General features: G+C 39.0%; 26 protein-coding genes, 1 tRNA gene and 2 riboswitches. Of the genes, 16 read left to right on the top strand and 11 right to left on the bottom strand.

What is annotated here, in order from left to right; translation table 11 throughout:
* Positions 1 to 85: 85 nt before the first annotated feature.
* A complete protein-coding gene (locus tag AC6UD0_RS03025; RefSeq protein ID WP_500708111.1) occupies positions 86 to 1,000 on the top strand; it encodes a proline-specific peptidase family protein in 915 nt (304 codons plus the stop codon).
* Positions 1,001 to 1,035: 35 nt separating this feature from the next.
* Here AC6UD0_RS03025 and AC6UD0_RS03020 read toward each other — a convergent pair whose 3' ends face one another.
* Positions 1,036 to 2,583: an ABC-F family ATP-binding cassette domain-containing protein gene (locus AC6UD0_RS03020; RefSeq protein WP_500693494.1), complete on the bottom strand. Its 1,548-nt coding sequence runs from the start codon at positions 2,581 to 2,583 to the stop codon at positions 1,036 to 1,038.
* A 118-nt stretch (positions 2,584 to 2,701) separates the two neighbouring features.
* Between AC6UD0_RS03020 and AC6UD0_RS03015 the strand changes: the two genes are divergently transcribed.
* From AC6UD0_RS03015 to AC6UD0_RS02980, 8 genes are all read left to right on the top strand, one after another.
* Positions 2,702 to 3,082 carry a VOC family protein gene (locus AC6UD0_RS03015; RefSeq protein WP_500693493.1) on the top strand — a complete coding sequence of 127 codons (381 nt, stop codon included), beginning with the start codon at positions 2,702 to 2,704 and terminating at the stop codon, positions 3,080 to 3,082.
* Positions 3,083 to 3,194: 112 nt separating this feature from the next.
* Positions 3,195 to 4,841: an APC family permease gene (locus tag AC6UD0_RS03010; protein WP_500693492.1), complete on the top strand. Its 1,647-nt coding sequence runs from the start codon at positions 3,195 to 3,197 to the stop codon at positions 4,839 to 4,841.
* 80 nt (positions 4,842 to 4,921) lie between these two features.
* Positions 4,922 to 5,452: a hypothetical protein gene (locus AC6UD0_RS03005; protein ID WP_500696503.1), complete on the top strand. Its 531-nt coding sequence runs from the start codon at positions 4,922 to 4,924 to the stop codon at positions 5,450 to 5,452.
* 74 nt (positions 5,453 to 5,526) lie between these two features.
* A complete protein-coding gene (locus tag AC6UD0_RS03000) occupies positions 5,527 to 6,036 on the top strand; it encodes a YbhB/YbcL family Raf kinase inhibitor-like protein (RefSeq protein WP_500708109.1) in 510 nt (169 codons plus the stop codon).
* Between the two features lie 16 nt (positions 6,037 to 6,052).
* Positions 6,053 to 6,520 (top strand): universal stress protein, encoded by a 468-nt coding sequence (locus AC6UD0_RS02995; RefSeq protein ID WP_500693489.1) that lies wholly within the window; start codon positions 6,053 to 6,055, stop codon positions 6,518 to 6,520.
* Between the two features lie 162 nt (positions 6,521 to 6,682).
* Positions 6,683 to 7,486: an alpha/beta fold hydrolase gene (locus tag AC6UD0_RS02990; protein ID WP_500699226.1), complete on the top strand. Its 804-nt coding sequence runs from the start codon at positions 6,683 to 6,685 to the stop codon at positions 7,484 to 7,486.
* 16 nt (positions 7,487 to 7,502) lie between these two features.
* Complete coding sequence (locus AC6UD0_RS02985; protein ID WP_500708107.1) at positions 7,503 to 8,687, top strand: O-antigen ligase family protein; 1,185 nt, start codon at positions 7,503 to 7,505, stop codon at positions 8,685 to 8,687.
* Positions 8,688 to 8,789: 102 nt separating this feature from the next.
* A complete protein-coding gene (locus AC6UD0_RS02980) occupies positions 8,790 to 9,557 on the top strand; it encodes a flavodoxin family protein (protein WP_500693486.1) in 768 nt (255 codons plus the stop codon).
* Positions 9,558 to 9,607: 50 nt separating this feature from the next.
* Here the strand turns inward: AC6UD0_RS02980 and thiM are convergent, their stop codons facing one another.
* The 6 genes from thiM to AC6UD0_RS02950 all read right to left on the bottom strand — a co-directional run bounded on the left by thiM (position 9,608) and on the right by AC6UD0_RS02950 (position 13,963).
* Positions 9,608 to 10,399 (bottom strand): hydroxyethylthiazole kinase, encoded by a 792-nt coding sequence (gene thiM / locus AC6UD0_RS02975; protein WP_500693485.1) that lies wholly within the window; start codon positions 10,397 to 10,399, stop codon positions 9,608 to 9,610.
* A gap of 4 nt (positions 10,400 to 10,403) precedes the next feature.
* Positions 10,404 to 11,042 carry a thiamine phosphate synthase gene (gene thiE, locus AC6UD0_RS02970; protein ID WP_500708106.1) on the bottom strand — a complete coding sequence of 213 codons (639 nt, stop codon included), beginning with the start codon at positions 11,040 to 11,042 and terminating at the stop codon, positions 10,404 to 10,406.
* A gap of 5 nt (positions 11,043 to 11,047) precedes the next feature.
* Positions 11,048 to 11,854 (bottom strand): bifunctional hydroxymethylpyrimidine kinase/phosphomethylpyrimidine kinase, encoded by an 807-nt coding sequence (gene thiD / locus AC6UD0_RS02965; RefSeq protein ID WP_500707225.1) that lies wholly within the window; start codon positions 11,852 to 11,854, stop codon positions 11,048 to 11,050.
* 19 nt (positions 11,855 to 11,873) lie between these two features.
* Positions 11,874 to 12,515, bottom strand: coding sequence for a TenA family protein (locus tag AC6UD0_RS02960; protein WP_500708105.1), 642 nt, complete (start codon positions 12,513 to 12,515; stop codon positions 11,874 to 11,876).
* Between the two features lie 64 nt (positions 12,516 to 12,579).
* A riboswitch (TPP riboswitch) is annotated at positions 12,580 to 12,670 on the bottom strand.
* A 45-nt stretch (positions 12,671 to 12,715) separates the two neighbouring features.
* Entirely contained in the window at positions 12,716 to 13,279 is a 564-nt protein-coding gene (locus AC6UD0_RS02955; protein ID WP_500708103.1) for a cysteine hydrolase family protein, read from the bottom strand.
* A gap of 15 nt (positions 13,280 to 13,294) precedes the next feature.
* On the bottom strand, positions 13,295 to 13,963 hold the full coding sequence (locus AC6UD0_RS02950) for an SDR family NAD(P)-dependent oxidoreductase (protein WP_500700831.1): 669 nt from the start codon (positions 13,961 to 13,963) through the stop codon (positions 13,295 to 13,297).
* Positions 13,964 to 14,187: 224 nt separating this feature from the next.
* On the opposite strand from AC6UD0_RS02950, the gene AC6UD0_RS02945 reads away from it, so the two are divergent.
* Positions 14,188 to 15,252, top strand: a complete 1,065-nt coding sequence (locus tag AC6UD0_RS02945) for a DUF4352 domain-containing protein (protein WP_500708102.1) — start codon at positions 14,188 to 14,190, stop codon at positions 15,250 to 15,252.
* A 152-nt stretch (positions 15,253 to 15,404) separates the two neighbouring features.
* Here AC6UD0_RS02945 and AC6UD0_RS02940 read toward each other — a convergent pair.
* The 3 genes from AC6UD0_RS02940 to AC6UD0_RS02930 all read right to left on the bottom strand — a co-directional run bounded on the left by AC6UD0_RS02940 (position 15,405) and on the right by AC6UD0_RS02930 (position 16,527).
* Positions 15,405 to 15,476, bottom strand: a tRNA-Arg gene (locus AC6UD0_RS02940).
* Positions 15,477 to 15,522: 46 nt separating this feature from the next.
* Positions 15,523 to 15,849: a hypothetical protein gene (locus tag AC6UD0_RS02935; RefSeq protein ID WP_500695279.1), complete on the bottom strand. Its 327-nt coding sequence runs from the start codon at positions 15,847 to 15,849 to the stop codon at positions 15,523 to 15,525.
* A 57-nt stretch (positions 15,850 to 15,906) separates the two neighbouring features.
* Positions 15,907 to 16,527 carry an LVIS_2131 family protein gene (locus AC6UD0_RS02930; RefSeq protein ID WP_500695281.1) on the bottom strand — a complete coding sequence of 207 codons (621 nt, stop codon included), beginning with the start codon at positions 16,525 to 16,527 and terminating at the stop codon, positions 15,907 to 15,909.
* Between the two features lie 83 nt (positions 16,528 to 16,610).
* Positions 16,611 to 16,700: riboswitch (TPP riboswitch) on the top strand.
* A 63-nt stretch (positions 16,701 to 16,763) separates the two neighbouring features.
* Between AC6UD0_RS02930 and AC6UD0_RS02925 the strand changes: the two genes are divergently transcribed.
* The 3 genes from AC6UD0_RS02925 to AC6UD0_RS02915 all read left to right on the top strand — a co-directional run bounded on the left by AC6UD0_RS02925 (position 16,764) and on the right by AC6UD0_RS02915 (position 19,030).
* Positions 16,764 to 18,128 (top strand): ATP-binding cassette domain-containing protein, encoded by a 1,365-nt coding sequence (locus AC6UD0_RS02925; RefSeq protein ID WP_500708101.1) that lies wholly within the window; start codon positions 16,764 to 16,766, stop codon positions 18,126 to 18,128.
* Positions 18,118 to 18,762, top strand: a complete 645-nt coding sequence (locus tag AC6UD0_RS02920) for an energy-coupling factor transporter transmembrane component T family protein (RefSeq protein ID WP_500708100.1) — start codon at positions 18,118 to 18,120, stop codon at positions 18,760 to 18,762. Before AC6UD0_RS02925 ends, AC6UD0_RS02920 begins: the two co-directional genes overlap by 11 nt.
* A gap of 70 nt (positions 18,763 to 18,832) precedes the next feature.
* A complete protein-coding gene (locus tag AC6UD0_RS02915; RefSeq protein WP_500693476.1) occupies positions 18,833 to 19,030 on the top strand; it encodes an LBP_cg2779 family protein in 198 nt (65 codons plus the stop codon).
* Between the two features lie 32 nt (positions 19,031 to 19,062).
* On the opposite strand, the gene AC6UD0_RS02910 is transcribed toward AC6UD0_RS02915, so the two are convergent.
* Positions 19,063 to 20,220 carry a hypothetical protein gene (locus tag AC6UD0_RS02910; protein ID WP_500695284.1) on the bottom strand — a complete coding sequence of 386 codons (1,158 nt, stop codon included), beginning with the start codon at positions 20,218 to 20,220 and terminating at the stop codon, positions 19,063 to 19,065.
* A gap of 165 nt (positions 20,221 to 20,385) precedes the next feature.
* Here AC6UD0_RS02910 and AC6UD0_RS02905 point away from each other — a divergent pair, with 165 nt between their 5' ends.
* The 3 genes from AC6UD0_RS02905 to AC6UD0_RS02895 are packed head-to-tail and all read left to right on the top strand — an operon-like array spanning position 20,386 to position 23,641.
* Complete coding sequence (locus AC6UD0_RS02905; RefSeq protein WP_500693474.1) at positions 20,386 to 20,730, top strand: hypothetical protein; 345 nt, start codon at positions 20,386 to 20,388, stop codon at positions 20,728 to 20,730.
* Between the two features lie 47 nt (positions 20,731 to 20,777).
* On the top strand, positions 20,778 to 23,147 hold the full coding sequence (locus AC6UD0_RS02900; RefSeq protein ID WP_500708163.1) for a helicase C-terminal domain-containing protein: 2,370 nt from the start codon (positions 20,778 to 20,780) through the stop codon (positions 23,145 to 23,147).
* The gene (locus tag AC6UD0_RS02895) at positions 23,144 to 23,641 is read left to right on the top strand and encodes a GNAT family N-acetyltransferase (protein WP_500708099.1); all 498 of its coding nucleotides are present in this window, start codon (positions 23,144 to 23,146) and stop codon (positions 23,639 to 23,641) included. The genes AC6UD0_RS02900 and AC6UD0_RS02895 overlap by 4 nt, the downstream gene beginning before the upstream one ends.
* The last annotated feature ends 24 nt before the right edge of the window (positions 23,642 to 23,665 follow it).

Genomic DNA, 23,665 nt, shown 5'->3' with positions numbered 1-23,665 from the left:
ACACGGGTACGTTGATTCTTTCACACTTTTTTTACCATTTTAAAGTGTTATCATAATAATTAAACTAATTAGGTAGGTGAATGTTATGAAACAAGGAACTAAAATCATTACATTAGATAATGGTTACCACCTATGGACTAACACTCAAGGGACCGGAGACATTCATCTTCTCGCCCTTCATGGTGGTCCGGGTGGAACACATGAATACTGGGAGAACACTGCGGAACAACTGAAAAAACAAGGACTAAACGTCCAAGTTCACATGTACGATCAATTAGGTTCGTGGTACTCCGACACTCCCGATTTTGATGATCCGAAGGTAGCTAACAAGGTTTTAACATACGACTACTTCCTTGACGAGGTTGAAGAGGTTAGACAAAAACTCGGAATCGATAAATTTTATTTGATTGGTCAATCTTGGGGTGGTGCTTTAGTTCAGATGTACGCCGCTAAATATGGTAATCACCTGAAAGGTGCCATTATTTCTTCAATGGTTGATCGGATCGGGGACTACACTGACCATTTAGCTCAAATTAGAGAAAAAGCGCTCACCCCCGAACAATTAGCGTACATGAAAAAATGCGAAGCAAATAACGATTACGATAACGATAAGTATCAGGAACTGGTCGAACTCTTAAATCGGGAATATGTGGATCGAAAGCAACCACCTGCAATTGCCCACGTCGTTGATACCATGAGCAAACCGATCTATAACGCCTTTCAGGGTGATAACGAATTTGTCATCACTGGAAAGTTAAAAGACTGGAACTTTACTGATCATTTAAAGGACATCAAAGTTCCAACACTGGTCACTTTTGGTGAACACGAAACCATGCCAATGGAAACCGGAAAACGAATGGCTAAAATGATTCCAAACGCTCAATTCGTTTCAACCCCAAACGGTGGTCATCACCACATGATTGATAATGCCCCCGTCTACTACGACCATTTGGCCAACTTCATTAGACAAGTTGAAAATGGAACTTTCAACCAAAAATAAGCAAACGAAAAGACACTTCAAAATGAAGTGCCTTTTTATTTTTGGTTTAAACTTAATTTTTCGACATCAATGGTCTTGTCAACCAATCCATCATAAAAACTGGCTTCATGACTAACAATGATGGCATTCCCAGGAAATTTAATAATTGCCCGTTTTAAAGCATTTTTAGTCTCGTCATCCAGGTGATTAGTCGGTTCATCCATGATTAAGAAATTGCTTTTTACAAATTCCATCAAAGCCAATTTGACCTTAGTTTGTTCTCCCCCAGAAAGCTCACCAATTGGTTTCATGGCGTTAGCAGCGTCGAGTCCACAGCGACCCAGCTGGGAACGAATCTCCTTCTGTGTCAACTTGGGATACTTGTCCTGAATGATTTGTAAGGGTGTCATCTTACTATTCGGCCAGATCAAGTCTTGACTGAAATAGTTAACCTTCGCGGATGGAGAAAAGTTAGCCTTTCCCCCTTTTGCCGGAATTTGTCCGAGGATTGATTTAATTAAGGTTGACTTTCCAACCCCATTAAAACCCTGAAGCCCAACTTTCTGATCAGTATTAACGGAAAAGGTAACTGGCTTAAGTAACGGTTGATCGTAACCAACTGACAGTTGGTCAACCACTAGTGCGTTCTGGGATCCAGTATCAGCATACGGAAAGTCAAAAGAAGCTTGAATGTTACTTGAAGGTGGCTCAATCACATCCATTCGTTTTAACATCTTTTCCCGTGATTTAGCCATATTGGAATGACTTCCGGCCTTGTTTTTCTGAATAAAAGTTTTGGCCTTGGAGATCTCTTCTTGTTGTTTCTCGTACTCCCGCTGCTGGGTCATTTCTTTTTCGTCTTTTTGTCTCATGGCGGACTTGAAGTCACCACGGTACTTAGTGACCTTCCCAAACGCAACGTTCACGATACAATTCGTTACTTTTTCTAGAAAGTCGTAGTCATGGGAAATGATCATCGCTGCCCCATCAAAACTATTTAAATAATCTTCCAACCAATTAATGTGAGCGGTATCCAGATAGTTAGTCGGTTCATCAAGCAAAATTACATCGGGATGCTCCAGAATTAATTTCGCTAAAATAATCTTAGAGCGTTGTCCCCCGCTCATTTCAGAAATGGTTTGATCTCTTCCAATGTCGTCAAGACCCAATCCATTAATCACCTGCTCAACTTCAGTGTCAATATCATAAAAATTACGAGATTCAAGTTGTTCTTGGATTCTTCCCGCTTGTTCAAGTAACTTTTCGTCCATATTGTCGGCATATTTTACGTACAAATCGCTCATATGCTGATTCATGTTGTAGAGGTCTGAAAAGGCAGTATGCAAAAAATCAATCAGTGTCATTCCCTTTGGAATATTAACGTACTGATCTAGGTAACCAACTTTGGTCCCCTTTTGCCATTTGATGTCACCAGATAAAGGCAATTGCTTATTGGTCAAAATCTTAATCAAAGTTGATTTTCCAACCCCATTTTGGCCCACAATTCCCATGTGCTCACCTTTATTTAGCTGAAATGTAGCATCCGAGTACAGGTCTTTGTCGGCAAAACTCATACTTAGATTAGATACACTTAATAACGCCATTATATAATTCCCTCCATTATTTCATAACCTATACCGTAACACCGAATCGCAATCAACGTCAATCAGGTGAATTTGAGTGGTATAATTGTATGTACATTTTTAAAAAAGAGGAGTGCCTATGAAAATCAAAGATATTGATCACATCACCCTATTGGTAAATGACATCGAGAAATCGATGCGCTTTTATCATGAGGTTTTAGACTTACCAGTTGTGATCGAAACTGATTCTAGAATTGAATTTCAGCTGGGTCACCAACGACTCGTTTGTGTCACAAACAAGGAAGATAACGTTAAACCAGAAAATCCAACTCCTGGTTCTACCAGTTTCAGCGTGGTTGCAAGGGATCCACTTGACTCAATCCAGTCACATTTAGCCAACTACTTTATTGAAGTAGTTGCAGGACCGATCGAAAGTCAGGGACATAACGGTAAAATGAATTCACTATTTATCAATGATCCAGATAAAAATTTGATTGAAATTAGAGAGTATCAACGATAGGAATGAAAGGGAATACAACCCGGCTAAAATCCCCATCAAATAGTGTTTTTCAATTTTACAACCATAATCATTTTTGTTATATTCGTCGAATACGCAAAAAGAAAGGATACTTATGAAAAAAGAAAATTCGAAGGACAATTCAAATCAAAATGTTACTAAACCAAAAATGAGCCTTTTCAGTGTCACGATGCTGGCACTAAGCTCCATCATTGGTTCAGGATGGTTATTCGGTGCCTGGGAGGGTGCTAAAACCGCTGGTCCAGCTGCCATCATTTCGTGGATCATCGGTGCCGTTGTGATTGGTGCAATTGCGTTTAACTACATCGAATTAGGAACCATGTTCCCAGAAAGCGGAGGAATGAGTAAGTATGCTCAGTATACCCACGGACCGCTTCTAGGATTCATCTCATCATGGTCTAATTGGGTCTCACTTGTAACGTTGCTTCCAATTGAAGCGGTCGCTGCCGTTCAATACATGAGTTCATGGCCTTGGTCATGGGCCAACTGGACTCACGGGTTTTACGCCAATGGCACGGTTACTACCGAAGGGTTATTCGTCGTTTTTCTCTTCATCTTAGTGTTCACCTTGTTAAACTACTGGTCAGTCAACTTACTGACTCGTTTCACTACTTTGACTTCAATTTTTAAAATTGTAGTTCCTGTTCTTACCATTATTATGCTACTTGCTTCTGGTTTTCATCCCGGAAACTTTAACAACGTTCAAACTGGTGGGTTTTTCCCATACGGAACGGCTCCAATCTTTGCGGCTACCACCGTATCTGGAATCATCTTCTCTTATAATGCTTTTCAAACGGTTATAAACGTTGGTGATGAGATTACCAATCCTAAGAAAAACATCTGGCGGGGAATCGTTATTTCACTTTTAATCAGTATCATCATTTACGTTATGTTACAGTTCACTTTCGTTGGTGTTATTGACCCGTCAACTTTAGCCAAATACGGTTGGCATGGTCTTAATTTCAGTTCACCATTTGCTGATTTAGCCATTATGTTGAACTTGAACTGGCTAGTAATTCTACTCTATTTAGATGCCTTCGTTTCACCCTTTGGCACCGGAGTATCATTTGTTGCTTCAACTAGTCGGACACTAGCAGCAATGACCGAAAATGGTCATATGCCAAAGTTTTTAGGTAAGATTAACCAAAAATGGGGAACTCCTAGAATCGCAATGATCGTAAACTGGATTGTCAGTTGTATCTTGGTATCAGTGTTCAGAAACTGGGCTGTTTTAGCCAGTGTTATCTCAACGTCAACCTTAATTGCATATTTGACTGGTCCAGTTACCCTTGGATCATTACGTCTCCACGCTCCTCACTTCAAACGTCCAGTCAAAATTAGTTTTGCTGGAATCATGGCACCACTTGCCTTTGTTCTTGCTAGTTTGGCAATCTATTGGGCAATGTGGCCTACTACCATTGAAGTCATCCTTGTTATTATGCTGGGGCTGCCGTTTTACTTCTTCTACGAAAACAAAAACGGCTGGAAAAATACCCTGACCAAGTTCCGTGGCGGAGCTTGGATGGTCGCCTATTTAATCTTTATGTCAGCGTTTTCGTATATCGGATCCGCACCATTCGGTGGTCAAAACTGGATTCATTACCCATATGATTTTATCGTAATTATTGTAGTTGCATTACTGTTCTTCTACTGGGGTGTCTTTAGTTATCAGCGCACTGGTAACATGCTTAACGCTAAAAGCGTCAATGAACAGGTCGATGATGATCAGGTCAACCATTAGTTAAGTTAATGCAAAATCATAAGGATTTTGTTATAATGCGTATGCATCTTGTTTTTCTTGAAATGGATGGAGGGATTCTTATGAATAGTCAAGATCCAGATTCGAGATACGAACGTTATGACTTTAATGCCGCAAATGGTCCAAAGCACCAAAAGAAAAACTTTAAGGCTTGGCCATGGGTTTTAGGACTAGTAGTAATCGTGATCCTGCTAGTCTTTGGAATTCACTTTCTGACAAGCGGCAGTGGGAATCGGATGAATGGATCCTCCACAAGTCAACAGAGTAGCAGAGCTATTCAATCAGAAAAGAAAGCAAAACACTTTAATAAGGCGGAACAAGCCACGACCAACAAGGAAGCGTCAGTAAACAGGGACCAACAAGCACCAACAAATCAAAGTGGGTCACAATCATCAAACGGAAATAATTCCAATGGAAACAACTCAACGAGTGATTCTAGTTCGATGTTTGCTACACCAAAATCATTTGACTCGGTTCAAGACGCTAAAAACTATGCACATGCTACTCAAAGCAGTTGGTTAGCAGCTGGTTACTCTAACTTTACAATTGAGCGGAATGGTCAGGGCTTTTACACCTTGCAATTTGTTAAATAAGGAACTATTTATAGTTCCTTATTTTTTTATATTCAAATGAATTTGGTATAATGAAGTGTATAGGAGGCACTATTATGAAAATTAATACTCCACTTCAAAATGGATTTTTACCTGATAAGTATACTAAATACGCTGACCCAGATGAAATGTTAGATGGTAATCCAATCATTTCATTCCCGATCAAAATCTCTGATGTCCCAAAAAACGCAAAGTCACTAGTAGTTATCCTACTGGACGACGATTCAATCCCAGTTTGTGGTTTTACTTACATTCATTGGGTGGCTGCTAACATTGATCCAAATATATCTGAAATACCAGAAAATGCTAGCCAAGATCAATCAATTAACATGACTTTGGGGAAAAATAGTTTAGCTGGTGGACTAGTACACGTTACTGATTCAAAATTAAATCAACACTACATTGGTCCTACTCCTCCCGATAAACCACACGATTATCAGTTGCATGTTTACGCCTTGGATCAAAAACTAGATTTAACCAACGGCTTTTGGCTTAATGAACTAAAGAAAAAAATGGCAGGACACGTCCTTGCCAGTGCCGAACAAATTTTACCAGTGAAAAACTAAAACGGAGGCTTTCATAATGCTAAATGGATACAAACACATTCTAGTACCAGTTGATGGATCAAAAGAAGCAGAGGCTGCTTTATACAAGGCGGCAGCGGTAGCACAAAGAAATAAAGGCCGAATTGACGTCTTAAACGTGATTAACACCACTAATTATGGATACAGCCTAGGAGTTGTTGATGGCAGTGTTATCACCCAAATCGTTAATGAAGAACTTAACTATTTAAAGGATTTAGTTAAGAAAGTCAAGGACCAAACTGGCATTGACGATATTCATATTCATGCTCGGTTTGGAAGTCCTAGAGAAGTAATTACTTACGAATTTCCCAAGGACCATCAAACCGATCTAATTATGATGGGAGCGACTGGTAAGGGTCGCTTGTACCGCATGCTTGAGGGTTCAGTTGCCGGATACGTTAACTCACATGCCGCCTGTGATGTGATTATTGTTAGAACCAACATGGAGAATACCCCAATCAAATAGTTAAGACTTATTTAAACAAAATAGCTAAGCCCTTGCGCTTGGCTATTTTTTATTGCCTTTTAAAGATCAATTCATTTCAACCATCTAGCTGAATCACGTTAATTGTTATATGATGTTAGATGTTAGTGTACAAATTTAAAATAATTAAAAGGAATGTTTGCAATGCACATCAAAAAAAGAAAACACACCAAATCATTCATTGCCCTCTTTATCGTTATCGTGATCGCCATCTTCGCCGGTGGCGGTTATTATTATTGGCATAATCATGGTAGTTTTCTCAGTAAATTAGACGTTAATCAAAGCGATACCGCTACTGTGTTCATTCCCGGACTAGGTGGAAATAACATCACGACTGGTTACATGGTTGACACCCTAAATCGTTACCACCTAGCAACCAAAACCTTACAACTGTACGTGAAAAAGGATGGTACCGTTAAGACCACTAAGCAGTTCCATAAGTTTGGTGCTGATAACCCGACCGTCCAAATTGTCTTTCAGGACAATCATCATCCCTATTTTCAATCAACTCAAATGCCAAACGTAATGCGCTATCTGTACAAGAAGTACAACGTTCGTTCAGTTAACATGATTGGGCATTCGTCTGGTGGAAACATTATTTACTATTACCTAGCTCACTATCCCAATCTCAAAAACGTTCCAAAGGTTAAAAAATTCATCTCGCTTGCAACGAACTATGCTCCAAACGATCCCGACGTAAAGAACCTACCAAAAGACCTTCAGATTCTTAATCTAGTTGGCGATATGAACCATTCTGGAACGGATGGCGAAGTTACAATGAAAAGTGAAATCCCAATGAAGAATCTTGTGACTGGCTACGTCAAAAGTTACAAGCTCTACGTATATCACGGAAACAGTTCCCAAGCTCAGCACACAATGCTTCACGAGAACCCATCCATCGTTAAGATCATCGCAGAATACTTCTTCACCGATAAGATGACCCAATAATTGGAGAATTTAATTAATGGCTTTAACCAATAAAAATCATTTATATCAGCTCGTGTACGTGCTAAGTTACGTTGTTTTTCTGGCGTCGTCAGTAATCCTTTTGAACAGTCAATTTAATAACGTATATTCCGCTAAAAGTTTCTTGCAATGGCAAATCGCAGGGGTAATCACGTTAGTTGTCATTGGAATCCAAATCGTACTATTACTTACCAGGAGACATAACCCTAAACAGTGGACAATTATCATAATCATGGCAATCATCTTTATCTTGTCATATCTTTTTCATTTAAATGTGATTACCAGTACCCTATTTTTATTGTTCTTATTCATGGCCAACGCTGACTTACTAAATCAAGATGCGTTTGCGACCATCGACCTTGCAACTAAGCTCGTTGTTCTATTCGTAATTTCGGCCTTTTTGATTTTACACGTCTTTCCACCACAAAATGCCATTTCATTTACCAGAAGATCATCCACTAGGTATGCAATTGGATTCACTCATCCAAACGTCTTAAGTGGTTTCATCTTAAGCATCTTCTGTTCGGCCCTCTTGCTAATACAAAATAGTCGAAAAAAACTGATGTACTTCGTATATGCCTTTATTTTCGTTAGTTACTTAATTATTGCCTACCTGACTGGTTCACGCGGATTTATGGTTGCTGGAGCTATCCTAGTACTTGGATTCGCTTTGAGCTTTGCTCATAAAATCACTCACCTACTACCAAAAATCACTTGGATCCTGGTTTCATTGACTTTCGTAGTAGGAATCGGCATGGTCGCTTGGGGTTCATCACTGCCATTATTCAACGTGTTGAATCGTGCCCTTTCCGGTCGTCCCGGACAACAGTTAACCGTCATTCAATATTTCTATTCGCCAAAGCTAATTGGACAAAATATGCCCCTGTTGGGTGCCCGATCAAACTTGTGGGTCGATAACACGTTCTTGTTCATCTTATTAAGTACCGGTTTCATTGGTTTAATGTTGCTACTGGCATTGTTTCTTGCTAGTGCTTACAAGGCTAAACAGGACGATAACTATTTCCTTTGTGTGATTTTAATTGCCCTTGCTGTTCAAGGCATCATTGAAACGCAACTTACTAATGCTTACATGTTTGCACCATTTATTTACGCTTTTGCACGAGTAATCCAGCCAGATCATCTTCATCAGCAGGCAATTGGGAGACACGTTAAAACCACATAATCAAAACCCATCATTAATGATGGGTTTTTTAATTGATATTAGTTTCACAAAAATATAACATGAAATAGAAAGAATTAATTAATTTCAAAGGAGGTCATAAATTTGCGTTATCTAGCATTTTTAGGATCACAAAGTAAGGATGGCTTGACTGCTAAGTACCTTAACGCAGTTATTTCAGGTCTTCCAAAGGATGCGCAGGTTGAGACATTATTTCTGCAAGATTATGACATCAAACCAGATAATCTCAAAAACCCCAATCCAACGCTTGACATGATTGAAAAGAAAATGGAAGAAGCGGACGTCTGGATCATCGCATCCCCGACGTACTTTGCTGATTTATCAGGAGTTACCAAAAATCTATTCGATTGCATGCGTCACCGAATGGTTAAAATGAACAGTATTGGTGATACCTTGCCCGGTAAGTTTAAAAACAAACACTACCTAAGTCTGACTACTTGCTTTCTCTCCTCATTTCAAAACTTCTTTACCGGCATTACCGATCAAACCTTTCGGACCATTGATAAGATCATGACCGCAGCTGGTCTAATCAAACTTGGAGAGGTTATTGGAACACATACCTGGGGAAGTAAGGGAATTCCTGACCCTAAAAAAATTGAACTGTGTAAACGGTGGGGACAAAAGATTGCCAACAAGCCACGAAAGGATGATAGTACTTTGAAACGTTATATCGAATTATTTTGTATGATTGCAGTAATGTCACTAGTGACAATGTTAATTGAAGGATTAGTTTTTGGACTGAAATTTAACGGAGAATTTTGGCTCTTCTACGTAGCATTTGTGGTTATTTTCTATGTTCTTCTAGCAATCCTCCTTCACTTCTTTACGTTCTTAAGACATCGTCGTCGTTAAACTTAAAACTAAATAAAAGCGACCAATTGTTAACAATTGGTCGCTTTTTTCTAATCATCGCTTTTTTCAATTTTAATTGTATCGGAAAGATGATGGTCATCCAGTCGGTACAAATTATTGAAGAATTCGACTTCAAATGACGCCGGCTCATCCGGATATTTTTGCTCCGCCAGTTCACCAGCAATGCCAACCATAGCCGTCCCTAGTGCAATTTCATGAACACTTTGATGGTGAGCGGCAACCACGCCAATGACACCATCTAAAACATCTCCAGATCCAACGTTGATTGCTAATTCATGACTGCCGTTGTGGACCACATACGTTTCCTCCCCATTCGAAATTACGTCGTCAACTCCTGAAATGACAACCGTGGAATGAAATTGTTTAGCAGCCATTTTAGCAACCTGAACGCGATCACCATTACCGTCAGCAGCATCAATTCCACGACTGCCCCAGTCAATTCCGGCAATAAAGGCAATCTCACCAACGTTGCCACGCAAGACATCAATATTAATTTCACTACTAATCTTCTTAAAAACTTCCGTTCTTAATTCTGAGGCACTCACAGCGACTGGATCAACCACCACCGGCAAACGACGATTATTAGCTGCTTGACCAGCAATTATATCTAATTTAATACTATCATCGTTCATCGTCCCCAGGTTTAGGACCAAACTGTTAGCAATTGCCACCAAGTCATGACCCTCATTTGAAGAGTCACACATAATTGGTGAGCCACCAACATAACTAATTGCATCCGCTACTTTCTGTGGGGTCACCATGTTAGGAATGTCCAAAACAACGGGATTTTCCCTTCTAATTTCTTCTAAAATCGACGTCATACTATCATTTCCTCTCTAGTTTGCTAATTGTCTTTTCAACGTTAGTGCTGTCCATAATTGCTGATATTACCGCAATTCCAGCGTTTGAAACCTGATAAATTGACTGACAGTTACTTGCATTAATTCCACCAATCGCAACTACAGGTAAAGATACTTGTCGTTGTAGTTGAACTAAACCAGAAACGCCAATCGGTGACTCGGCATCCGCTTTACTAGTGGTCGGAAAAATTGGTCCAATTCCTAAATAATCAATGCCAGTGAGAGGTTCACTACGTTTTAACTCTTCTTTGGTACTGATCGACAATCCAACTATCATTTCTGGATTATCACGAATCACCTTTTGCACGCTCTCATCACTTTGACCAACGTGGATCCCGTCCGCATTAATCTGATTAGCCAAATCCACGTCATCGTCCACAATTAGTGGAGTATGATGTTTAGTGGTTAAATGACGAAGTTTCTTTCCCATCTCAATCCTTTTCAAACCCGTAAGTGAACCTACACCCTTTTCACGGTACTGAAAAGCTGTAACACCAGCATCTAAAGCTTGGTCAATGTGATCCAAAAATTCAGTTTCAGAACCAGCAAAATTTTGGGTACCCGCCACCAGGTATATTTGCAGCATTTTTTTATTAAATTGCATATTTATTACTCCCACATTCCGTGATTTAGGGGCCCGTGTCCATGACCAATAATCAACGGTTTTCTGATAATTTTATCCAGATAATCTTTCCCAAAGCGAATGGCAGTTTCAATACTTTCACCACGAGCTAAAGCCGCGACAATTGCTGAAGAAAGCGTGTCCCCCGTACCATGAGTCCGAACCGTATTCACCCGCTTCGTAATCAACCAAAAATCAGATCCATCTTGTAAAAGAACATAGTCCTTTACGATCTTATCGGTATCATGTCCGCCTTTAATCATGACATTTTTAGCACCAGCAATTTGAATTTTTCGCGCTGCCCTTTTGATTGCTTCACCGGAAGTAATGGACTGATTCGTAATCTTTTCCGCTTCAGGTAAGTTTGGTGTTACTAAATCGGCCAATGGGATCAGTTCGTTAATCAAGGTTTTAATGGCGCCGGCTTCAAGTAGCACTGACCCTCCCTTGGCTACCATAACAGGATCAACAACAATTTGGCCCAACTTGTACTTTTTAATGTTATCTGCCACTAAATGAACGTGTTCTTCGTCAAACAAAGCCCCGGTCTTAGTTGCTTTAATATCAAAATCATCGCAAACGGAAGCAAACTGCTCATCAATAATCTTTTTTGGAAGTGGATACGTATCTTGAACACCAAGGGTGTTTTGTGCCGTCACTCCCACTACCACGTTGGTGCTAAACACCTGACAAGCCTGCATCGTTTTAATATCAGCTTCCATCCCTGCTCCACCACCAGAATCAGTCCCAGCAATTGTTAAAGCTTCTGGATATTGATTTATTTCACTACTCATAGTTCCCTCCTAAAAAGTTCTAAGCGTTATACATTTTGTTCCAAAAATCCAATTCATAATGACAACTATTCTGAAAAACTTGATTTGCGACGGCCCTTTCGTTTGGATGAATTTCCGCCTGGAGATCAATAAAAGCAAAAATTTGTTTTACCTCATCTGCATCAGCGTAGAATTTGATCCAGTCACTAAATGGATTATTAATAAGGTTGGTTTTATTTAGTTCAGTAGCAACTACATAGTAAGTCCAAATACACGGTGCGAGCACGCTCAATCCAACTAGAATGGACTTAGTGCTCACGGCTTCACGCATACTTTCAACGTAATCCTTGGTAACGTTGAACATGCGGGTATCTTGAAGCTCATCATCAGTCACTTTTGCAATTTTTAACATGACCTCGTGCGGTGTGCTTTCGTTTTTAATCCCGGCAACGCAACCTGCCAAAAATCTTTTCAAATTCACATCACTTGTTTCAGTCTGAATTTGTTGAAACTGTTTAACGTAACCGTCTAAATACATTTCATCTTGTTGAACGTAGTTAATTAGCGCCTCTTCTGGTACTTTACCGCTTTTAATTCCCCTAACATAATCACAATTCATGATTTGATTCATTATTGTTGTCGCATTACTTATCAATTCATCGGTAAATTTATTTGTAATCAACTACTAACATCTCCTACACAAAAAGGCTCCTCATCAATGATGAGGAGCCTTCAATTATATTCTTAACTAAAGATCGCACGATTCCTTTCGCAGGTATTAACCAGTTCAAGTTCAATGGGTATAGTCTCAGCCACTTGGCACCCCCTCATACAGTTATTCAATTGAGTTTATTATATGCTTTAAAATTAGGCGTGCCAATTTTAATGAACGATTTGTGCGCCCAAAACGGTCTTGAAATGATTCATCGCAAACTTCTGACCCAAATCGGAAAAAGTTGCCACCCCACTTTTATGAATAACCAAGTTGTAAGCAAGGTTATATCCAGCAATTGCGGTGTGCAAGACACAAATGTCGGTGCAGACACCCACCAGATGGAGAGTTTTAACGTTTCGTTCTCTCAATCTAAGATCCAGATCGGTGCCAGCAAACGCACTGTACCTGGTTTTATCCATTTGCCAAACGTTATCTAACTTTTGATTCTCATCAAACCATTTTCCAACCTTCCCATATAGCTCACGACCCCAGGTCCCTCGCACGTTATGAGTTGGGTACAACTTCGTCTCAGGACTGTATGGATCATCCTTTTTATGAACATCAGTTGGAAATATAACAAACTGACCATCATTTTTGAATTTTTCAGCCAAGTCGCTAATTGATTGGTCTAACGCTTGAGCTGGCTTCCCGGCGGTCAAAGACCCCTGATCATCAACAAAGTCATTGGTGTAATCAATGATTAAAAGCGCACTTTTCTCTTTATCAGCCATTTTTAATCTTCTTTCTTAAAAATCTGACGGCTTCTCGGGATATTTAATTTCCTTTTCAGAGCGATCTTCAGCGGCTTTCACGTATACTTTGGCAACATTATCAGGCTGCATCTCTTCACTACTACCAGATAGTCCCTGAATGGTAATCAAACCGACGTAGATATTATCATCTTGAACCGCATCATGAAGTGAAAAGGCGTAATCACTTAAAGCTGCTTTAGTAGCTGCTAAAGTGACATTGCCTTTGGTAGGATGAAAGGCAGCTCCACCACCAGTAATCAGAATGTTCCGGTTTTCCTTTTGATCGTCTGAAAGACCAACGAACTGACGGGTGATGGTAACGGCACCAAAGACGTTGGTATTGTACATTTCTTTAACTTGGTCTAGTGGTAATGAGAATGGTGTATCTAAAGTCTTGTCACCCACGTTATAAACCATGGTCTGAGGAATCCCGTATGCCATTTTAATCTTACTAAATACGTTTGTTACCTGAGCTGGATCGGTAACATCAGCAACAATAAAATCAGCTTTAATCCCCTCTTGATCCAAATCTTTAACAAACTGCTTTAACTGAGCAGCATCTCGAGCCACCATAATCGGTGTCTTGCCAGCTTCACCAAACTTTTTGGCAATTGAAAAGCCAAATCCTTTTCCAACTCCAAAAATTACTACACTTTCACTCATAAAATTCCCTCCTAAAGTTGATTCAATAAAAGTTTACCACCATTTGAGGAAACAAACCTTTTTAATGTTTGTGCTTAGTTTTAAAGCTTCTTTTAATAATCTTAACTAAATGTTAACATATTATACATGTTACAAATTAGAATAATTAGAATAATATGTACAAAAGTCCAAATACTGATGACTATAAAAGCTGAATACTTAAATTCTTTATAGGAGGTTTCTTTATGAAACTAAAATTAAACGTTTGGATAGGAATTGACGATATTATAAATGCAATTGTACTATTTTGTGCAATGTTCCTAATAATTGGCAGTTCTTTCGCAGATGCATTTGGTGGTACACAATCTCTTGGAACTACTGCAGTTATACTTAATCTTTTTGCAGTAATAGGACTAATTCTACATATCGTCCAATTACAGCAAAATCGTCGCTGGGGTAATTCAATTGTCTCCCCAATACTAGGAATTATTGGAAATGCAATTTATTTCGTTACACCACTTCTCTCAATTGTTTCTGTAGTTCTTTTAATCATTTCAGCAGTATTTGCTTTCATGCAAAAAATTGTTAAGCCTACACAAACCCCATTAAGAAAAGTCTGGTATAAAGTTTGGTGGGAATATGTAGCAATTATTATATCTATCATCGCATTCTTTTTAGTGTCTAAAGCACAGACAGGATCTGATGATCATGCCTCAAATAACGTAAACCAACATATTAGTAAAGAAATCAATAAAAACACAAACGCGACCATCTCTAAAAAGCAAAATAATAATTTGATTCATTTTGATGGGGATAAAATCGTCACTCCTAAGGGTGTCGTACAAGTAATTAAAGAAGCAACTGGGGACACTACTGATGGAAAAACTGGAGTTATTTTTATGTATAAAATTACTAATAACTCAAACCAACCATTATCACCAAACCAGATTTTAGAAGATAATCAAATTAATGTATATCAGTCACTAAACGATTCAAAAAAACCTGCTGATTCAAGTCAAGCACTTGATTTTAATTCCCTGATGAATTCCAGCGATGATAATGCTAACAACATCACTGAATCAATTGATAACGATAACGATAATTGGAGTAAAATTAAGATTAACCCTCATAAAAGCATAACAATGAGTGATGGAAATGTCTGGAAAGTCCAAGATGACAAAACTCCATTAATTTTGTCCGTTGGTGATAGCATTCAAAATGTTGATAGTAGTAAAATTAATAAGAACAAAAACTCTTATACAATTCCATCATCACTAGAAAAGATTTCAATTAATCAATGGAATGGGTGATCATTTAAACACAAAAGGAGCCCCACTACTAAAAGTAGTGAGGCTCCTTTGCGACTTAATCTCCGTTAACTAAGTATACCAGTTTTAATAATTTTGTCAGCCCTTACATTTGCTTTCTATAGGTGTTTTGAAAATAACCGGCAAATAATATATGCGCCCCCCGAGAGTCGAACTCGGATCATGAGGACCGAAATCTCATGTGCTATCCATTACACTAAGGGCGCTTAACAAATACTATGCTATCGATAAACACAGTAAATTGCAAGTAAATTATTCATTTGCGACCTTATTTGCGCTTGCTTCAAGGTCCAACTCTAACTTTAGCGAATTATCCTTAAAGTCGTCAATTAAACTTTGTCCTTTAGAAACGTATTTTCCAACCGTTTTCCCAGTGATGCTAACAAATTCAATTGTCTTATCATCAACCACTTTTACAGAGTCATAATGGCCTTCTTCCGCCGCATCTAGATAGGCTTGAGCTAATTCCTCGACGTTATCAAGGATCAGCTCATCCAGTGTAATCGTTTTGCCCTCTTTTTTTAGTTCGTCTAACAAATTTTTAATTTCATCCATTGTCTCTGGAATTTTTTCACTCATTTTAAACACCTCAATTTAAACAAAACCACCGATACGTGCTTATCGGTGGTTAGTTAATTATTTTTCTTTTTGCACAAATGTCTTGTTTGGAACTCTGATTAAGATGAATTGGTTAGCATCCTTACCAGCATGCATCCCCAAACCGTTCCAAAAGTTTCCTTTGTATCTCAGGGTAACCACCTTGGCCCACGCATTTTGAAAATGCTCGTCATTTAACTTGATGTTTTTATGCTTCAACTTGTAACTACGGCCAGTGACTTCAGCGTTTCCACGCGTAGTAACTACCTGAGCATTCGTACTTGGCAGTTGATACTTAATGTTCTTTAGCCAGAACGAATACTGCTGGATCGGTCCTCTATTACCTTCAACCTTTACGTAGTAGGAGCCATTCTTATCACTTTGAATAATCAATGGTTCGACTTGAGACGTCGTAATCACGTTTCGATTATTGGTTTTAGTAATATTTCTGAAGAAAGTCGTATATACCATCAAAGTCAGCAGCAAAACAAAAAAAACAATTTCGCCAATTGATATCAAAAAATTACGCCATTCAAAAGTTTTTTTATCCTCGATAATCATCTTAATTCGTCGTGATCGAATATTTTTAATCATAAAGATCAACACGATTAACACAACTATCCATGCAACTACACCTATAAGATTCCACCATGAATTCATGAAAGTATCCTCCGCTTCATTTTCCTATCTTCCCTATTCTAATTGAAAATTGATTTTTATGCCATCTTTGATATACTAAGTTTAATTAAACATAGGGGTGCCGAGTGGCTGAGATTATACCCGTTGAACCTGACTTGGACAATGCCAGCGCAGGGAAGATAAGATTGAGCTTAGATACATCAGCTGGACGTTCTCGCACTCGCGCTTGAAACGTCTTTTTTTATGGAGAATAATCAATGATAACAATTAAAAATCTATCATTTTCATATCCTGAGCAGGATAAAATTCTAAATCAGGTCAATTTAAATTTTGAACCAAATAGCATCAATCTCCTGTTTGGTCCCACTGGTAGTGGAAAAACCACCCTCTTAAAACTAATTGCTCAATTGTATCCAAAATATAGCAAAGGCCAACTAACCGGAAAAATTGACATGGATGAAAAACCAGCCATGTTATTTCAGGATCCAAACCATCAGTTTGCGATGAAGACCGTCAAAGAAGAACTCATTTTTGCCCTTGGCAACCTTCACGTTGACCCTGTTAAAATGCCCAACCGGATTGACTCTGCTTTAAAGTTTTGTGGTATTAGTGAACTTAAAAATCGGGCCATTACCACCTTGTCGGGTGGCGAAAAGCAAAAAGTTGCCTTAGCCGTGACAGTTGCGATGAAACGTCCCGTCCTTTTACTGGACGAACCATTTAGTAACGTTGATGTTGATAGCAAAAAAGACATCATCGAACGATTGATTCAATTAAAAGAAAAAAACAATCGGACCATCATTATCTCTGACCACAATCTTTCTGACTATCTCGACGTGGCTGATCATTTCTTTAACGTCCAAGCTGGCTCAGTTCAAGCCGTTACGGCTGACCAGATTAAAAATGAACTTGTAAACGACCCTAAAGAAGAGATCCACTACAAGATTATGTCAAATAACGATCCCGTGATTAATTTATTAAATTTTTCCATGACGAACGGCAATCAAAATCTGATTGAACCAGAAAACATTGACCTGTATCCCGGAATCACTTACCTAAATGGGAAGAATGGAAGCGGAAAGTCCACCTTCTTTAAGGCGCTGTCTCGCCTCCATTCGTACAACGGGGTCGTCAAAATTATGAATCATAACATTAAAAAGTCTTCACTTCCCTCTCTCATGAAGTCCGAAAACTTGATTTTCCAAAATTCAGAAGACCAATTTTTAACCATCACGCTTAAAGACGAACTGACTCTAGCCAAGAAAAATGCCATCACCAAACAATGGACTGATGACCGAATTAACGACCTCTTAAAGGCCCTGCACCTTGATCATCTTTTGGATCGGGTTGTCTACTCACTAAGTGGTGGGCAAAAGAAGAAACTCCAGATCGTGATTATGTTGATTCGGGATGCACCCATCCTAATGCTTGACGAACCATTCGCTGGTCTTGACCAAAAATCAACCGTCATTATTTCGCGGATCCTTGAGAACGAGGCTAAAAACGGAAAAACCATTATTTTTGCTTCCCATCAACGGACTGACCTCGTCGAAAATGCTGATTTCTTTATTGAACTTGCCAATCATCGATTAACTTACAAGGAGGATGTTCATGAATCCTAGTCTAAAATTCGTTCTGGTATTGATCATTGCCCTAGAAGTTTCTTTCACTACCAGTATCGTTGGTAACAGTGTGCTAATCGTCTGTGGACTCGCCTATCTCATAGTGAAACACGTAAACTTCAAGCATCTGTTATGGATCCTTCTGATTGCCTTCATTCCTGCGGTCGGATTACTGATCTCCCAGATTTTATACGCTAAAAGCACGCACGCGGGAATCCTATTATTTACTCGGATCTACGTTTACATCGTCTATGGAGCGGCCTTCACGTTAACCACTAAATTATACGAACTGGTTAATTCGTTAGAGCAAAATCTCCGGCTCCCAAGTAAATTTGTTTATGGGGCAATGGCGGCTTTCAACCTTCTACCAGAAATTCAAGCCGAAGTTAACAAGATTAAAACTGCTAGTTTGATGCGGGGAGTTAAATTACACTGGTGGTCACCGACCCTATACTTTAAAGCCATTTTATCAGCAATTCGCTGGTCAGAAAACTTAGCTCAAGGAATGGAATCACATGGTTTTGTCGAAGGTCAGCCACGAACTTTTTATCAGACCATTAAAATCACAAAGGTGGACTGGCTCGTCTTTGTTTTTAACGTCATCTTACTTCAAGTAGTTCTGCTTCTGCTCTAGTATTCTTTGTCTCAAATAAATAAATTAATGTATAATAGAGTCAAGTAAGCGAAGTAGAGGAGGAAGCAAAATGAAAATTGGAGAAGAATTTAGTCAGGTAGCAACCGATCTAATTAAATTCCAAGAAAAACATGACATCCCTGACAACCAAATGGCCGTTGACCTACACATGACGGTGGAGAGATTTCATGCCATCAAGAGTATGCAAATTCAGCCTACTCAGGATGAAGTAAAAATAATTAAGCAGTTTATTGTTCATAACAAATAAAAACGATGACTTTTATAAGAGCCATCGTTTTTTTATCCGATTTGTTGCTCAATTAGATATGAGTCAAGGTAGCCAAAAGCAATCTCGTCAATATCTCCGAGATTAATGAGTTGATTATTCACGACGAATAATTTTGCTTTGTCAACGATTTGAACGGTTATCTGACCATGCTCGTACTTCACGGGAAATCCGAGGTAAGATTGGCCGTCATTCATTTTTATTCTAACCACCCGTTGAAATTTGATGGCCATTTGAATCGTGGCTTCAAATAGATTAATCGTCGAATCAAAACTTCGATCATTATTTAACACGGGTTGAACGAAGACCCCATTAGCCGAATTGATGGACACGAAGTGATTAATTAGCCGCAAATAATCACTTTTAATCACTAATTTATCAATCTCATCAATCTTAATGAGTTCATATCCACCAAATCGTCCCATCATATCAACCAACGAAAACATAACGGAATCAGAATTAACCGCTTTCACCTGACCAATGAAAAACAAATCAGAATGAATCTTCGGTATCATCACAATTCTTCTCCCTGTTTCCATGGCCGAGTACAAGTTGGCTTCAATGGCTAATTGTCCGTCGATGACTTTCGGGGCAATGTGTTTGGCAAATAAAACTGACTTAGAATCCGTTAATAACTTTAACTCGGTTCCAAGAAACTCAACCGAACGAACCAACGGTTTAATGATGGTCTTATGGGTCACATTTTCGTTGTCGAATTTATCAACAACGGAAAGGGAAAATTCAAAGTCCGACAATGAATTAATGAACCCTTCAACGGAATTGCCGTCTTGAGTTACCACCATCACCGCTTGTTGGTCGACAAATGAATTGCCCAAAATCTGGGTCAACAGATCATTTTTAGAATTAAGCTTCATTACTTCCTGCTTAGTTCCGTTCAGTTTTAATTGACGAGACATTCGGATACGTCCCTCCATCTTGGTGAGGTCCTCACTTTGAAAGTCAATATCATCGATATCTCCGTAAACAACGTAGACCAGTCCGTTAGCAAGCCCGTAATCATCGTACGTGATCAAAATTGCACCGGCAGCATCAAGGGCAACGACCACGCCAGTATAGAAGACCGTTGTATTTTGCTGGGTCAAATTTACCAATAAATTGTTATTCATCGAATACTTCAAGTCCTTAACAACTTGATTAACTGAATTATCCAAACAATCACCCGCTTCTCTAATAACATCAGTTTAATCTTATCACATGTATGGATTCGACCAAGTTTAGTGCGCTTATCATAACATAAATTTTGCGTTCTTTTTAAGCTTTCACTTTCTATTTTCATTTATTGGGCGAATGCTTTAAACTAATAGTGAGGTGAAAATATGTCGAAGAAGAAAATAGAACGTAAACAACGCCAAAACATCATCATTGATATGAATGATTTTATCATAAAATATGCCGCTACAATGTTAGGTGAAAACAAAACTAATCTAGCTCAGCAAGTCTATGAAGCCGGAAAAAACGACGTCAAAGGATTAGATAAATTATTTAACGATGCTGGCTACGGACGAAGAGAACAATACGAAGACATTGCTGAAGGATATGTTTGTAATTTCTATCACGTAATGCCAGATCAAACAAAAACTGAGGTTGATCGGCTAACCAAAGAGGCAATGAATTACTTAGGATCTCATGCAAACGAGTTCAATCGTTGGCGTGAAGAATAAAACAACTTCGTTTGAAGTTGTTTTTTTATTGAAAAAAGGAGGTGGAAATAGTGAACAAAGTTGGAGTCAGAGATCTCGTTGAATTTTTACTTCGAAGCGGAGATCTAAATAGTAGTCTTAGTAGTCTGAACACGGCTCAAGCTGGCACTAAAATCCACCGGAAAATTCAAAAGAAACGTCCTAACAACTATGAAAGGGAATACTATCTAGAAAAGAAAGTCCAGGTTAATCAGACTGATTTTTTGGTTCACGGTCGTGCCGATGGTGTCATCATGAGTGATAAATCAGCCACAATCGAAGAAATCAAAACCTCTGACATTGAGTTTAACGATATTCCAGAAAACAAAATGATTCTTTACTGGGGACAAGTAAAGGCATATGCCTATTTGCTGATGACAAAAAATCCCTCCATTACGTCGGTCACCATGCGACTGACGTACGTCCAAACCCCCGAGGAAGAAATTACGCAAAAGGAACGTTCCATTACATACGAAGATTCCAAACGTTTCTTTGACAACTTAATTCACGAATTTGGGGAATGGCTTGAACTTAAAGACCAGTTAAATGAAGAAAAAAGAATCACTGCCAAAAAAGTTCAATTTCCCTTCCCAACGTATCGAAGGGGTCAACATGAACTGGCAGCTGCGGTGTATAAGACCGTCGCTTCTAACCGCCACTTGTTTGCAGAAGCTCCCACTGGAACCGGTAAAACCATCTCAACCCTCTTTCCTACCATCAAAGCCATGGGAAATGATCTCATTTCAAAGGTGTTCTACTTAACGGCTAAACAAAGTACTCGACGAGTTGCTGAAGACGCCATTAATCTCATGAGTAATCATGGATTACGACTTCGAAGCATTACCCTTACCGCTAAGGACAAGATTACGTTTGATGATGAACGTGACAAATCACCAGAGGATAATCCCTATATGCTTGGCTACTATGATCGCTTAAAACCAGCCCTAAAGGATATTTTAAAAAATAATCACCAGATCACGCGTGACGTGGTGGAAAAGTACGCAAAAAAATACACACTTGATCCCTTTGAATTCTCGCTTGATATCAGCCTTTTTTGTGACGTTATCATCGGTGACTACAATTACTTATTTGATCCACAGGTTCACCTTCAACGCTTCTTTGAGGTGCAAGACTATCAGAATTTTTACTTGATTGATGAGGCCCATAACCTAGTCGATCGTTCTCGTGACATGTACTCAACCGAACTATCATCTGAACCATTAGAAAAAGTTATCAAGCTTCTATCAAAGAACAAGGAACAAAACGCAAAGGTCTTAACCAAGTTACGATCACTCAAACGTCAATTTAATGTAATTGCCAAACCACTAAAGGAAGATCATAAATTCGAAGTCGCACTCGATGATCCACTGGATAAATTTACAAAAGCGGTTACTAACCTAGTCAAGGTTCTCCGGAAGTGGATCGCAAAACAAGACGACGGTGATGACCTGGACTTGGTGCTTGATTTTTTCTTTCAGTGTACGGGATACCTCAAAATCAACGAGTACTATGGTCCAAATTACAAAACGAGAATCCTCATCAATGGTAAGAATACGACTGTTCGTCTCTTCTGTATGGATCCAAGTCACAATCTAGCCGAGACCCTTAACCTTGGTGGCGGAGCAGTGTTGTTTTCGGCCACCCTCTCACCGATGAACTACTATGCCAAGGTTCTCGGTGACGAAGACAATAGTTTGAAGTATCAACTGCCCTCCCCATTTCCAAAAGCAAACCAGAATATCATCATCACTTCTTACATCAATACTACATTTCAAAAACGTGACCAAAGCATCTCTAAGATTGTTGATACCATCAACAAAATGATCAGCGGGAAAGCCGGCAACTACCTGATCTTTGTTCCATCAGGAGTGTACCTAGAAAAAATCTACGATGAATTTAACAGACAACACCCCACGGTTAAAACAATCAAACAAGAAGCTGGCATGAATGAAGCAGCGCGTTCCAGCTTTATCAATCAATTCAATCAACCAAACGACCATCCTGTTGTCGGATTTGCCCTTCTTGGTGGCATCTTTTCGGAGGGAATTGACCTGGTCGGTGATAAATTAATTGGAGTTGGGATTGTCGGGGTTGGACTTCCGGGACTTAACCCAGAAACCAACCTGATTCGGGACTACTTTGATGCAGAAAATGGTCACGGATTTGAATATGCTTATCAACTACCGGGCTTAAACAACGTTTTTCAGGCTGCCGGACGTCTCATCCGTGGTAAACATGATCAGGGAATCGTTGTATTAATGGATCAAAGATTTACCCAGAAAAAGTACACAAACCTTTATCCTCAACAATGGAAAAATTATCAGATTGCTCACAACCCTCATGAACTCGAGCATGACATCAAACAATTTTGGAATAATATAAAGGAGAAAAAACCATGACGAAACTTGAAAGTTACCACCCAATTTTTACCGCTCACCTTGAAATGGATTGGCTGACTACCATGAATCTTGGCGAAATAACCTCACTCTTAAATGGTCGCACAATTGCCAATGTTCGCCTGGATGGTGAGTATAACCCCACTAGAACAGCCGATCTAGTTAATCTTGACATGCGTAAAATCATGAAATCTCAGGCTCTGATTTGGGGAGTGTTGGACAAAAACACTCATACTCTACTCGGAATCTTTGCCATCAGTAATTTAGAAAATAACCAACCCCAGTTTTACTTTATCTTTGAGGTCGGAATTGCTCCGGATCTAATTTCCGAATTATTAAATCACATGATCAAGTTTACTTTTCAAGAATTAAAACAGCCAAACATCTCTATTCTATTAAATAATAATCAGCATAATCTTATAGGTATAATAAAAAGATTAGGTTTCTCTCAAGTAGTCCGATCCCCGAAATCCGCTAGATTTCAATTATTTCAGTGATTTCAGTTGAATTGTGTTCCATAA

This window comes from Fructilactobacillus sp. X7R9C1 (genome assembly GCF_059901005.1).
Note: the sequence above shows the minus strand (reverse complement) of the source record. Positions and strands in the feature narration are given on the sequence as shown.